Raw genomic sequence first — 14,330 nt, forward strand, 5'->3', positions numbered from 1 at the left:
TCAAGGAGGAGAAAAAAATGAAAAAAAGCTTGCCCGTACTCGTCTCAACCGCCATGCTAACCTCCATGTGGGCATCGATTGCATTCGCGGCCGAGCCGCTTACGACTGCAAAAAAGCTGGAAACTTTGATCGAAGCTGGCATCTTCGATAAAGACGGAACCGGCAATGGGGCCGAGCTTGATGCGAACGTGTCCCGGGAGCAATTAGCTAAAATCCTCGTTAAATTGAAAGGGCTGAAGGAACAGTCCGGCACGAGCTTTACTGACGTTGCTTCTGACCGCTGGTCCGCTGGATTCATCCAAGCGGTAACCCAAACAAGCCCGCTGTTGATGGATGGCGTTGCCGACAGCGTATTCGCTCCTTCAGGCGATGTTACCCTCGAGCAGCTGGCTGCCGTAATCGTTCGCGGACTCGGTCTGCAGCCTAACCACAGCGGAACCGTCGGAGGTAACGTTTCGGACTGGGCTAAAGGATATGTGGCAACGGCTATCGCTAACGGCCTCCTCGGCGAAAAAGCCGACTTCGCGAAGCCTGCCACCCGCGCCGAGCTGGCAGAAGCTTCTTATGCGGCCAAGGGTGTTCTCGACGGGCAAAACAAACCGGCTGCCGTTTCGGTTCAAGTAGCAATAGTATCCGGCATCAAGAAAGTAACGGTAACGCTCGATCGCGATGTTGATACTACAAAAGCTTCGTTTACCTTGACAAAAGGCGCACTTAACATTGCCCTTGATTCTGCGGCGACGATATGGTCTGACGACAAAAAAACGGCGACGCTGACCGTAAAAGACGCCAAAATCAACGAAGGGGATTACATCGTAACGCTTGGCGGACTGAATGCCGGCTTGATCGGTAAGGCCTCCGCATCGTTCAGAGCGGAGAACGAAAGTGTCAAGAAGTTGGAGTTCTCGGCTGCGAGCGACACGGTTGCGAAGACAAGAGGGGCGAATATTCCCTTCAAAGCGCTCAACCAATATGGCGAGGACACATCTTTCAATCCGACCGATTTTACGGTTACAACGCCGAACTTTGCCAGCACGGTGAAGAAGGATGCAAACGGCAATTTCTCGATCTCGATCAATACTTCAACGACACTGGACGGCAGCCCGGTTTTCCCAAACAGTACGGTCATTCCGATTTTTCTTTATGAAAACGCTTCCCGAGTCGCGATCGAACGAAACTACACGCTTGGCTTCGAGCCGATCATCCAGAAGATGGAGCTGGGCGCTGTGAAATATCCAACCGACAAAAGGACACTTTCGGTCGTCGGAGAAGCGGCGACGATTCCGGTAACGCTGTACGATCAATATGGCAATGCGGCAGGATACGACAGCAGATATCCGGATAACTGGCTGGTAAACGTACTCATTGCTCCGTACTCGGATACATGTAGGTGGGAATATGGAGATTTCAATAACGACAATGTTGGAGAGCTGAAAATTTCTCTCATAGGCCGTGCCGTAAAAACAGAAGACGTAGCGGTTAGGGCGCAGATCGAGGGAGCAATCGCAGCGACTAATCTGAGTATCAGCTCCGGGAAGCAGGTCGCAAAAATCCAGTTCGGCGCGCCGTCCGATTCCTTGTACGAAGCCGAGGAGAAAGACATTTTTGTGCCACTCACAGGCTTTGACGAGTCGGGCAATGAATTGACGCCTGACGAATTGGTCCAGGACGAGAACTACCGTAAAATCAATATTTCGGCAAGCTCTGTCAAAGGCCCCGGTAAAAATGGGCAAGTCACCCTTGTGAAGTACGGACCGTATAAAGGTCAACTGCATATTGCAGGGGCTGCCGAAGGGGCACGGGCGGGAATGAGCGCCATACTGAACGCGAACTTGATTTCGAAGACGGGCAACAACAGCTTCACTACGCTGCAACTGCCGATTCAGCAGGTGCGTATTCCAAGCAAAATCAGCGTTGTGACGCTGAACGCTCCAAAAACGGTCGGCGGTACCGCCGCATTCCAAATGGTCGTTCTCGACCAGTACGGCAAGCAGCTCGATAAACTTCCTGCGGTTCGGGAACAGGGCAGATCGGTTACGTATGATGTGTACGTGGAATACAAAGGGGCGGACGGCACCAGTGGCCAAGGGGACAACGATTTGAAAGCAACGAGGTACGACGGAGTCGTGTATACCACGAAGTCCTTACCGACTATTTATGAGGGGGAGGATGTCAGGAACTTCAACAAGGCTATCGTTTTTGGCGTTGCCGCAAATGGAGCAGGCAGCGGAGAAAAACTGGACTATATCGCCACAATCCGCAAGAGAGTGGAAGGCGGTAATCCGACTGTGATCGCGTCATCCGCGAGATCGATCGTTTACATCAATGGCTCGGAAGGCGATTTTACCTATACCGTTTCCAAACCGACTGCCATGTATGCCACGAGAGATAGTCAAGTGCTGACTACAGCCCAAGCGACGATTGATGGAGGAATGATGGACAAGCCGATAACAGTTTCGGCGAAGGACAGCTCCGGCGATTCTGTCGCATTAGTGAACAGCGGTATCGTCTCTGTAACTAGCAGCGTATACTCCGTTGCCCAAGGCAAATCGTCAAGCCCCGCCGGCGGAACGGGTTACGTTATCGGCTACACGCCGGGCAAGGCCACAATGGCCGTCGCCTATCGGACGCTCGGAGGTGGAACCAAGGTTGCCCAGGTAGATGTGGAAGTGAAAGCCGAACAGCCGGTCATCGGCAAAGCGACTGCGTCAGCCTTCAAATCCATGCGGTTTGCCGACATAACCCCTGGCTACAAAGCATGGCAGCTTATGGGCTTGTCGCTTGTCGACCAGTATGGCGTTATATACAGCGGCGCCAATATTCACGATTACTATAACATTACGGGCGTAATTTACACGGTTGAGACTGCCGATCCCGCCGACGCCGGTCTCATTAACGTTTCCAATGCTGACAGCAGGAGAGGAGATCTTACCATTTCCGATCAGCTTGCACCCGGAGTCCATTATTTCGCGCTTACGGCAGCATCCGGCGGCAAGTCCGCTTCGACGTACGTCAAGTTGACGAAATAGGTGAGGTCCGGATGACGTGGCGTATGCGATCAGCGTTTGGAAAAATACGTCGGTGATTACGTATCATCGATGCGGGCCGAGATCGCGATGGACGACATTTCGAATGAGATTAGGATAGAAGATATCACCAATGAGAAATAACTTGTAGAAAGGACTTATATAAATCAATGAGCAAAATAGTTTGTATGTCTCTTCCCTATATGAGTTACTCGATTGAAAGGGCGTTTGAAGGGATTTCTCGCGCCGGATATTCTTATGTGTCCTTCGGATTGCCTCATGCGGGAATGGAAGTGCCTGACGAAGATGACGACATGGCGGTCGGAACGTTGCGCGAGTTGCTGGACAAGTATGAATTGACACCCGTGATGTTGATCTGTAATAAACAGTTCAAATTCGACCAACCCCTCGAGCGGGCTTACCGGCGGCTGGAAACGGCGAAGGCACTGGGAATCAAGGAAGTTTTAACAGGAGGAACCACAAACTACAAGAAATATCCGGATGAGCTTCTTCCATTGCAACAATACGAACAAAACAATCGCAAATTTGTCGAACATTACAAGAAAATAGCAGAGAAGGCGGAAGAATTGGGCATCGTCATAACTTTGAAGCCTTATACCGGGAATACCGCTACTTCGAAGGAAATCAAGGAGACGATAGATCAGATCGGCTCACCGATCATACAGGCTTGCTATGATGCCGGCAATGTACAGTTTTATGAGGGAATCGATGCGGCGGCAGATTTTCCAAATATCGCACACAAAACGCATTCCATCATTGCCAAAGATCATCGCGGAATGAGAGGAAACCTCGATTTTCCCATTCCGGGAACAGGAGATGTCGATTTCCGATCGATATTCAACACCTGGAATAAATGTACTGGCGGAAATGGTTATGTCCTTGTAGAGCGTGTTGACGGACCATCCGATCCGGAACTCATCGACCAGCGGATTGCCGAATCGCGAATTCAACTGGAACAATTGCTTGATCATATTGTTGATTACGGGTTTTGAAATATAGAAAAGGACACGGAGCCTCTACGACCTTTGGTTTTAGAGGCTTTTTCACGTAGATGAATCCGGTTTCAACCATCTTTTTGGTTTTAGTTTGATAATGGGGAGTACACGGATTTCAATTCGATATCCACGATCACAACTTTTTCTTTTTGAACTCGATGGGCGGTACGCCCCAAAACTTGCTAAACGCTTTGGAAAAATTGGCGGGATCTTTGAAGCCATTCATGCCGGCAGCCTCGTGTACATTCAAACCTTCCTCGAGGTACATGCGCGCCCGGCTCATCCGCTTGGCCATGACGTAGTCGGAGTATGCTTGTCCTGTTTCACTTTTGAACAGACGGCTTAGATGAGACGGATGCATGGCAAACCGTTCGGCCATGCTGCTAAGCGATAAATCGCCATCAAGCTCCTGTTCGATGATCGATACGATTTCACGAACGGCAGGGTGCTTAACAGTTTGACGCTGTTTTCCGTAGTAGACGATCTGGTTTGCCATTTGCAGCAGCAGTTGAAGTGCTTTTTCCGGCGAATCCAGTTCCGGCGCTACAAAAAGCTTGTTTTTCGCTTCGCCGAACACATCTTCAGCAGTCCAACCGTTTCGCTCGATATGGTGGATCATAATGTGGCTGGCATTCATCCAATTTAAAAACCATGAATTATTTTTATTGTCGGCTGACCACCATTTTTCCAGCGCACTCATAGTGACCGAAGACTCCAACGACGACAAAGCTTCTTTCAAAACCTTCCAAAAATCGTTACCTTTCCTATAGTTGGCAGAAGAGTTATGCCGGAAAGTGGAAGCTGGTTTCGCCAAATAAGTGAATTCTATTTCTGTGGACCTTTCGTTTGTATCGGCTTCTGCAACTTTAATAAGGACTGTTCCGGTAAGTCGGTCGTACCGCCATCCCCGATGCGGAACGGTTTTGGCCCGTTTTGTCAAGTCGGGTAGCCAATTTCCGTTCATTGTTACTGATTCCGGTTTTATTTCCATATGAACGATCAATTCATGGTCGCGGGTGATCGGCATATCGGCGTATGACCCGGAACGACGCGATATCTGAATAGACGTATGCCCAAGTTGGGTTTCGCATTTCATATGAGTGACCGCAATTTTCCCCTCCTGATAGTGAAGGGTTGCGCCGTCATCTTCGTATAAAGTAAATTCGCTTCGTCCATGAGGATATATATGCCAGCTGATTGTTTGCACCTCGATTTGCCCAGTATGATCCATCTGCGGCCACATCGGAATGATCGTCCCGGCGCGGAGGAATAGCGGCCCTCCGGCTCCATCGGGAATCTCATATTCGATACTTTGCAAACCCTTGTAGCGATTGCCGTTCCAATAATCGATCCATTGCCCTTCCGGTAAGTAGACCTTGTTAGTAAAAACGGCTACAAGTAGAAAATCGCCTAACATATACTGCTGACTTAAATCCCGACATGCCGGGTCAGTAGGGAAGGCCAAGGGCATGGCGCGTGCGATTGGCATTCCGGTACGCGTTGCCGTATAGGCAGTGGAGTACAGATACGGCAGCAAACGGTATCTTACTCTCGCATAAGTTTGAAACAATCGTCGCAAAGGCGGCTCAAGAAAGTCCGGATGCTGAAAATGTCCGAAGCTGTTAACACGGGACCAAGGCAGCAAGAAGCCGGAATGAATCCCTTCTCGCGACGTTACACGCATGTTTGTCGATACATTGGTCTGTCCAGCCAATCCATAATTTAATAAAGCAACGATCGCTTTATGATTATTTTCAAAAACACCTGTCGTAGTCGTTATAAATTGCTGCATGCCCGTATAGCCTCGCTCAATTTGGATAACAGGCCGAGCATTTGTTTGATTGCTGAATCCCTTCGCCAAATGTTTGGCAAAAAGTAGCGGGAACAAGTTCTGCAACTCCCGGCTATGCATCCCGTTCTGCCATATTTTGTCAGGGCACATGCCCAGCGGACTTTTGTAGGATACAGCAAAGGCGGATACGCCGTCTTCCACAAGTTTGTGCAGAAGGTCGTAACAGGCGGTCAAAGTCGGATCGCAGTCGAGACTAAGGGTAACCCCAATTTTGAAGCCTTGCCTCCGCAATATTCCGATAATCGTAATTTGTTTGTTTTCTTGTCTTAAAACATCGGTAACACGGCTACGGCTCCACTGTTTGGCGCTTGACGCATCGTCCTCCAGCCAATCCTTGCCAAGACTGATCAGATCGCATGGTAAGCTTGTGTGACGAAACTTGATCGCGTCATCTAGCACTTCCCGGGCGTCGGCTTGTTCCCGAGAGATGAAGTTGAGGCCATACATCCAGATCGGCAGAAGCTGAGGCTTCCCGGAAACATTCGTATATTTCTCCAGCAATTCCGCGAAGCTTCCCCCTGTAAATAGAAAAAAGTCAAGTTCACCTTCTGCTCCTTCGATGCTCAGCCTATCGCGGCGTTCGTTGCCGATATCGAACGTATGAGGCAGAGCCGTATTCATAAGTACCGCCCAACCTCGACTGCTCATCAGAAAAGGAATCGGTGCGCTAGCCCACAAATTATCTTCCACCCGAATCGTCGCTTTTAAGCCGCGTCTCTGAATCGATTCCGGGGCAGTATTGCCCAATCCGTAAAACGCCTCGTCTTCCAGGAGGGAAAAATGAACGCCGAAACCGGGTTCCCCAACCTGCGGCCCTCCGGCAGAACGAACGATCTCTTCACCATCCTGCTTGATTATGCGAAATGAGCCATCCGCCGAATCAATTTCCAATTGAACTTGCCCGGACATGACCGTTATGCGCTCACCAGGTATATGGTGGATCACATGGCGATCACTGCTTTCGGGGAATTGCAAAATGCCTTGGCGAACAAGAGGCGTTTCCGCGAAACGTCCCGTTTGATCCAAACGAATCCGAAAGCAGCCATCTTCAACCGAATGTACCCTCATCTTGCCTCTATTGCCAAAATCGAACTGAATATTTGATTCCGAGCAACGTTCCATTTCCTTGCCCCTCCATCCAATGTTACGCCAATCGTAACATAACAAATTGAAGTGGTCATTAATCTGTCATGAGATGACATGAAAAAATCGTTATAAAAACACAAGTGACGTTATGAAGCGGCATGTACTCGGTCGCCCCTGTTTTTTATACTGGGGTGGAAATGCGAGGTGTTCGTGAAAGGGCGTGATACAGCAAGCGAAAAAACAACCGATTTTATTCATCCATGATCCGCGGAAATAATAGGTGAAAGGTGTGAACCGCATTGAATCGGAAGAACGCCAAATGGATGACGGTATTACTATGTTTTCTGCTATTTGTTACGATAACCTCTACCGCGTTTGCCGGCACTGGGATGGATGCAGGGGATGAGAACAGTAGCTGGAGCTCGACGGGGCAGTCCCTATTCGATTTTGAGCTCGACGGGGACAAGCCAAGTTCTGCTTCACGGCTTTTAACCGCGCCAAACGTAACGCTGGCCGACGAACGGACAGTCGCGTGCAGTTCTCGTAGTGGCGGACGGCGCTGCGGCGCTGGAGAAACAGGCCGGACAGGAAATTCAGAAATATGTCCCGCCCGGAGGTTGATCCGGCAAGAATCGGCATTATCGGCAACTCCGGCGGGGGTACCCAAGCATCGCTCGCTGTTTTGTTCGAGCCGCGTATTGCCGCCGCCGCACCGGGCACCTTCATCATGAACCGGGAGTCGTATCTGTTCGCAGGACAGGCGCAAGATCGAGGGAACGCGGCGGACGGTGGAACGGTGCAAACGGTTTTGGCAGATGTACGGCCGCGGCGAAGATTTGCTGCTGTTCGAAGACGAAGCTGAGCATATGTATACACTTCCATTGGCACAGGCGGCTGCGGCGTTTTTCTCCCGCCATTTGCTCAGCGAAGATCGGCATATCGGGCTTGACGGGCTCGTCGTCGAGGAAGGAAGTGAAGTGTGGTGTACGGCAAGCGGACAAGTGCGCGGCGATTTTGCCACGAACCGAGGCGTGTACGACGAAAACAGCAGCCGGTTGAGCTTGCTCGAGGAAGAGCGCTCCCGCCTGCCGGAGAGAACGGTTCAATCCCGGACGGCCTCCTGGCTGCGGGAGCAAGTGTGCAATCGCCGATTCGTGTGCGAGCTGAATCCCCGGCATAAGAAATTGGGAAAATGGGATGGGCTGGATATTCAGAGCAGCATATGGTGGTCGCAGCCCGGATTGTTCAGCCACGGATTTTTGTTCAGTACGACGGACAGTACGTGCTCCGAACTTTCGATAGGGATCTGGGAAGGAGGCACGACGCAGCTGCAGCCTTGCCTGGATTGGATTCGCGGTCAAATTTCTCGCGGCGCCGCTGTACTCGTGCTCGATCTGACCGGAACAGGGGCGCTTTCGCCGAACGCGATCAACCCGAAAGGGCTGCATGATACATTCGGTACACTTCACAAGCTCAATATGGATTTATTTTGGCTGGGAGACAGCATAGCGGCTATTCGCGTCTACGATGTGCTTCGAGCCTTGGTGTTCGCCCGCAAGCTGGAAAACGTCGATCCCGATCGTATATCCATTTACGCAAAAGGGCGGTACAGCATATATGCGGAACTGGCGTGTGCGATCGAGTCTCAGTATGCTTCCAGACTGACCGTCGAGGAGGAATGGGAGTCGGTTGGATCATGGGTTCGCTCAATGTTTTATGAATCGAAAGGAATAAGTGAGTTTGTGCTGCCGGGTCTGCTGAGACTCGGAGATTTGCCGAATTTGAGGCGGGCCAGACATTCGGGAAACTGAATCCGGCACCAAAGACAGAGGGAGAGAAAACCGATGACTGATTTTAGTAACCTGATCTATTACGCTCCGAGCAAGATGAGCGAAAACCCGCTGCTTGTAGAGGCGGATCTGTGCATCTATGGAGCGACCCCCGCAGGGATCGCAGCAGCGGTTCAGGCAAGCCGGATGGGGCTTCGCGCCGTCATTACCGAATTCGGCAAACATATCGGCGGAATGACTGGGAGCGGTCTGGGAAATACTGATTTTGGCCATAAAACGGCGATCGGAGGATTGGCTCGGCAATTTTACCGGGATTTGGGAAGCTACTATCGTACGGATAAAGAAGATGGCGCCGTATGGCACTTCGAACCGCATGCCGCACGGCTTGTTTTCCAGGAATGGTTGGACAGAGCGGAAGTCCCCGTATACTTCGAGCAGCATTTAGCCAGCGTAGAAACGCATTCCGGTAAAATTACGAAGATCGTGATGGAGAACGGGAATGTATTCCGTGCCGGGATGTTCATCGACGCCACCTACGAGGGCGATCTGATGGCACGTGCAGGGGTATCGTATCATGTTGGCAGGGAGTCCAACTCCGTTTATCGCGAAACGCGCAACGGCATTCAATTCGGATCGCACCACCATATGTTCAATGCGGCGATTGACCCCTATGTGATCGAGGGGAAACCCGATAGCGGTCTTCTTCCCGGGATTATGGACATCGTACCGGGTACGCAGGGACAAGGCGACCGCTCGATCCAGGCGTACAATTTCCGCATCTGCCTGACCCCCGTACCGGAAAACCGGATTCCGATCCCGATGCCGCCGGGATACGACCCGCAGCAGTTTGCCTTACTTGCCCGTTATATTCGGGCCGGCGTATGGGATTTTCCGCGGAAGTTTTACAAAATCCCGAACGAGAAGACGGATACGAACAATTTCGGCGCTTTCAGCGCGGATCATATCGGCGCGAACTTCGATTGGCCGGAAGGCGATTATGCGACGCGGGAACGCATTTTCCAGAGCCATGTGAACTACAATATGGGCTTGCTTTATTTTATTGCCAACGATGAAAGTGTCCCGCGGGATTTGCGTGAAGTCCGGCAGCAATTGGGGCTGGCCGCCGACGAATTTGAATCGACCGCCAACTGGCCGCACCAGTTGTACGTACGGGAAGGGCGGCGCATGATCGCCGAAGTGGTGATGAACGAACGGTATTGCCGCGGGCTGGAGACGGCGGAGGATTCTATTGGAATGGCTTCCTACACGATGGATTCCCATAACTGCCGACGTCTTGTGCTCGAAGGGTTTTGCGTAAATGAAGGTAACGTTGAAATTCCAATCCCCGGGCCTTACCCGATCTCGTACCGTTCCATCGTGCCAAGAAGAGAGGAATGCGCCAATTTGTTCGTTCCGGTATGCTTGTCCTCCTCCCATATCGCTTACGGGTCGATCCGGATGGAGCCTGTGTTCATGATTCTCGGCCAGTCGGCTGCTACGGCGGCGGCGATGGCGCTGGAAGCGGGAATTGCCGGGCAGGAGGTAAGCTATTCACATCTGAGGGAGCGATTGCTTCGGGACGGTCAAGTTTTGGAAGTTTGAAGTATGAAGCCGAATCTGTGTAATGGGATATGAAGGCGTCATGACAACAGTCTGCCGGAATCGGCAGACTGTTCCGTTCTCGGAATAGATGTTTCAGAGCGTCGTTGCCCTAATAAAAGATAGAGTTTACTATAGATATGCACCAGAAATGATGGTTCTGTCATATACCTGGTCTATCCTTGAAGTCGTTATACTGTTAAAGAAGGGCATGGGAGGAGGGCTGCTGGATGTACAAGCTTCTGGTCGTGGACGATGAACCGGCGGTCCGGCTCGGGCTGCGCAACTATGTGGACTGGGGGCAATTCGATATTAAGTTCGCCGGCGAGGCGGACGACGGGGATACCGGGCTGGAAGCCGTGGAACGGCTAAAACCCGATATCGTGCTGACGGATGTACGGATGCCGAATGTGGACGGAATTTCGCTTTCAAAGGAAATTCGGAAGCGTTTTCCTAATATGAAAATTGTGTTCGTGAGCGGGCACGACGACTCCGACTATTTGAAATCCGCGATGAAGGTGAGCGCGGTCGATTATATTTTCAAGCCGGTCAATCTGCAAGAGCTGCGGACAGTCATCGCACGAGTTGTCGCCGAGCTGGAGGAGGAGCAGACGGAGCGCCGGATGACGCAGCAGATGCAGGCCAAGCTGCAAGAAAGCATGCCGCTCCTGCGCGAGAAATTTCTCCTGTCGCTGATCCTGAACGGGGCTTCCCGGGGGGAGCGGATACAGGAGCGGCTGGATTTTCTCGGCCTCGTCTTGCCTTACAACGCCGCATACTGGGTCATCGTTGTATCGGTCGACCGGTTTACCGATATTGTGGAGAAGTATTCGGAACGGGATTTGCAAATATTTTGCTACGCGATTCAGAACGTTTGTCAAGAAGTGGTGTGTCAATATTTGCAGGGCAGCGTGTTCGAACATCGAAGCGACGAGTTTGTCGGGATTGTATACACGAATCAGGAGCATTCCTGTTCGATCGGGGCCGGACTGGCGAGCGCCGGTTCGGAGCCGAACCGATCCGATGATCCGGAGGAACTGCTGTTCGAGCTGGCGACTCAGCTGCGTGATCATTTGCAGCGCTTTCTTCGGATCAGCGTCACGATCGGGATCGGCGACCGTGTCTCCAGTTTGGATATGCTGGCCGGCTCTTACGAGCAAGCGAGAGAAGCGGCGGCCGGCAAGTGGTATTTGGGGCAAAATCAGATTTTAACGATGGACAGCCTCAATCTGGACAAGCAGGAGACGTTCGTTGAACGTTCGCACCGATTCGATTCGTCCGAGAGCGGCAAACTGATTTCCTTGTTGAAAGGAGGCGATTCCGATCAGCTTGGATCGGCGCTGGACGAGCTGATGGGTCGTCTGGCAAGGCAGCGTAGGGGCGGGCTGAAATACAGCCGCAACGTCATTTTGCAAATCGTGCTCTTGGCGGGACAGCTCATGCTGGAGCTCAATTTGGCGGACGAGGAGCTGGAGCGCCGGGAGTCGTGGTTGTGGGAAGAACTGTTCAAGCAGGAGACGATAGATGAGCTGCGGCAGCTGCTGGAGGCGTACCTGCAAGAGGTGTGCGGCAAGATCAGGGAACGGCGCAGCGGCCGGGCAAGCAATATTGTGGAGCGGGTAAGGGAAATTATAGAGCGCCGTTATGCCGATAACAAGCTCACCGTATCGGAGATCGGCCGCGAGGTGTATTTGACCGATACGTATATCAGCTTGCTGTTCAAGCAGGAGACGGGCCGGACCGTGAATGAGTGGTTGACGTTATACCGCATGGAAAAAGCGAAGGAGCTGCTGGCGAATCCAGCCTACAAACTATACGACATCTGTTATGCGGTAGGTTATGCCGATCCCAGCTATTTCAGCAAACTGTTCAAAAAGGTAACCGGGCTTACTCCAAGCGTCTATCGAGAAACGAGGAATATCTGAAAGCGGCGGTGATTCGTATGATTGATTTCGTTCGTCGTGCGGTGGGCTACGCCAGGCTGCAAACCCGTCGCTTCGGTATTCCCCGGAGCTGGTTGATTACCTTTACGCTGCTGATCGTCCTGCCCTCCATCGTATTGGTGTACGCCTACTCCCAGCGTACAGCTTCGATTCTGGAAGAAGAAGTGTCCAATTCAATGCTGCAGACCGTGAAGCAGGCGAGCAACAATTTGTCCTACCGGCTCGGGCACATCCGTGACATCGGCAATGCCGCTTCGATAAATCCGATGCTGCATCAGTTTTTAAAGGAGGATGGCGTTCCGAGCATCGAGTGGCAGCTTGATATATTAAAGGATTTGCGATATTTCGTGGAGACGGTCCAGACGAATACGGATGTCTTCAGATTGCGATTGTTTGTCAAGAACACAACAATGCTCGCGGAGGAGCGGTTTAACTTTTTCTCGCTGGATACTTTGAAGAACTGGCCGTATTACGACGACGTGCTGAACGCGAACGGGGCGATCGTCTGGACCGGTATTTACAAGCAGGATTATATCGGCAGCGGCGAAGTCTATATTATGTCAAGCGCAAGAATGCTGCATGATACCGAGCAATTCGGCAAAGTGGCGGCGGTGCTGGTGATCGACGTCTCGGAAAAGCTGGTAACGGATATTTTATCCGATATCGATCTGACTAAACCCGGCAACGTCTTCATTGTGGACCGTGACGGGACGGTTGTGGCGCATGCCGACAAATCGCGAATCGGGTCTCTGCTGGAAGAAAAAGTCCGCTCGGCCATACAACCGGGCGAGGAAGGCAAAGTGAAAATACATCTGAACAACAAATACGAATATGCGATGTACTCAGCCATTCAGCCGGCCGGCTGGAAAGTGGTCGTGCAAGTGCCTGCTGCCGATATTTCCGAGAAGATCAAGCTGAAGAAAACGGCCGGGATTGCCACGCTAGCAGGCGTGTTCACGCTGTTCCTGGCACTCGTTTTCGCTCTGCTGGCCTTGATCGTTCGCAGCATGAATCGCCGCTTACAGCAAGTGATTCGCGTCATCCGCACGGAAGGGATCGAACGGCTCGACGAACCGCAGTCGATGCCGGAGGGGAACTTCATGATGCTGGAGCGAAGCGTCGACATGCTGATGCGCCGGATACGTTCTTTGATGGAGCAAACCTACAAAGCCCAAGTGTTGGAGAGGGAGGCGCAGCTTCGCGCGCTGCAAGCGCAAATTAATCCTCATTTTTTGTACAACACGCTTGACACGATCAACTGGATTGCCATCGGTCACGGCAAACATGATATTAGCGAGATGATCGACGCTCTGGCGAAATATTTCCGCTTAAGTCTGAATAAAGGCCGGGATGTGATGAGCGTGGCGGATGAGCTGAACTTGGCTCAAGTGTATCTCGATATTCAGAAAAGCCGCTTTCTGAATTCGTTCGAATACCGGATTGAGCCGGAGCCGGATGTGCTCGAGTACACAGTTCCCAAGCTGACTATCCAGCCCATTGTGGAAAACGCCCTTCTACATGGCATTCACAAGATGAAGAACAAGTTCGGTACGATCCTGATACGAGCCTATCTTTCAGGGAATGAGCTAATTCTCGAAGTGTCCGACAACGGTATCGGGATGGAGGAGGAGCACGCACAGCGGCTGCTTGTCGAGCCTCAAACGATGGCGCGTGCGGAAGGCTCGGGAAGCTCTTATGGCTTGTACAACGTGAACGAACGGATCAAACTGTACGCCGGGGAAGCTTCGGGTTTGCGCATTACGTCTCGTTTGGGCGAAGGCACATCTGTGGCGGTGCACATCCGGCTCGATCTGATCGCAAAGCCATCGTTCCCGCCGTTCGGTTCAAATGAATAGCAGTTGGCGATTGAGAACCGGAAGGTTCTCTTTTTTCGCTTCCGGCACTTCTCGGAGAAAGGTTTATAGAAATCGACCAGAGATTGAAGCTTTGTCTCCTACAGCAAACCCGTGTTCGCCCATTATACTAAATGTACACACAACAGCATGTGTCGAACTGAA

Annotated in this window: 8 protein-coding genes; 7 read left to right on the plus strand and 1 reads right to left on the minus strand. The window is 51.7% G+C overall.

What is annotated here, in order from left to right; genetic code table 11:
- Nucleotides 1-17 precede the first annotated feature (17 nt).
- On the plus strand, nucleotides 18-3,029 hold the full coding sequence (locus tag FE783_RS20795; RefSeq protein WP_138881309.1) for an S-layer homology domain-containing protein: 3,012 nt from the start codon (nucleotides 18-20) through the stop codon (nucleotides 3,027-3,029).
- Between the two features lie 167 nt (nucleotides 3,030-3,196).
- A complete protein-coding gene (locus FE783_RS20800) occupies nucleotides 3,197-4,039 on the plus strand; it encodes a sugar phosphate isomerase/epimerase family protein (protein WP_138881310.1) in 843 nt (280 codons plus the stop codon).
- A 136-nt stretch (nucleotides 4,040-4,175) separates the two neighbouring features.
- On the opposite strand, the gene FE783_RS20805 is transcribed toward FE783_RS20800, so the two are convergent.
- A complete protein-coding gene (locus FE783_RS20805; RefSeq protein ID WP_138881311.1) occupies nucleotides 4,176-7,016 on the minus strand; it encodes a helix-turn-helix domain-containing protein in 2,841 nt (946 codons plus the stop codon).
- 565 nt (nucleotides 7,017-7,581) lie between these two features.
- On the opposite strand from FE783_RS20805, the gene FE783_RS20810 reads away from it, so the two are divergent.
- The 5 genes from FE783_RS20810 to FE783_RS20830 all read left to right on the plus strand — a co-directional run bounded on the left by FE783_RS20810 (nucleotide 7,582) and on the right by FE783_RS20830 (nucleotide 14,168).
- A complete protein-coding gene (locus tag FE783_RS20810; RefSeq protein ID WP_138881312.1) occupies nucleotides 7,582-7,842 on the plus strand; it encodes a hypothetical protein in 261 nt (86 codons plus the stop codon).
- Nucleotides 7,769-8,791 (plus strand): hypothetical protein, encoded by a 1,023-nt coding sequence (locus FE783_RS20815; protein WP_138881313.1) that lies wholly within the window; start codon nucleotides 7,769-7,771, stop codon nucleotides 8,789-8,791. The genes FE783_RS20810 and FE783_RS20815 overlap by 74 nt, the downstream gene beginning before the upstream one ends.
- Nucleotides 8,792-8,824: 33 nt before the next feature.
- Nucleotides 8,825-10,372: an FAD-dependent oxidoreductase gene (locus tag FE783_RS20820; protein WP_138881314.1), complete on the plus strand. Its 1,548-nt coding sequence runs from the start codon at nucleotides 8,825-8,827 to the stop codon at nucleotides 10,370-10,372.
- Nucleotides 10,373-10,599: 227 nt separating this feature from the next.
- On the plus strand, nucleotides 10,600-12,294 hold the full coding sequence (locus tag FE783_RS20825) for a response regulator (RefSeq protein ID WP_138881315.1): 1,695 nt from the start codon (nucleotides 10,600-10,602) through the stop codon (nucleotides 12,292-12,294).
- Between the two features lie 17 nt (nucleotides 12,295-12,311).
- Nucleotides 12,312-14,168, plus strand: a complete 1,857-nt coding sequence (locus FE783_RS20830; RefSeq protein ID WP_138881316.1) for a cache domain-containing sensor histidine kinase — start codon at nucleotides 12,312-12,314, stop codon at nucleotides 14,166-14,168.
- Nucleotides 14,169-14,330: the final 162 nt, after the last annotated feature.

The organism is Paenibacillus mesophilus, assembly GCF_005938385.1.
In the GTDB taxonomy this organism is placed as follows: domain Bacteria; phylum Bacillota; class Bacilli; order Paenibacillales; family NBRC-103111; genus Paenibacillus_AB; species Paenibacillus_AB mesophilus.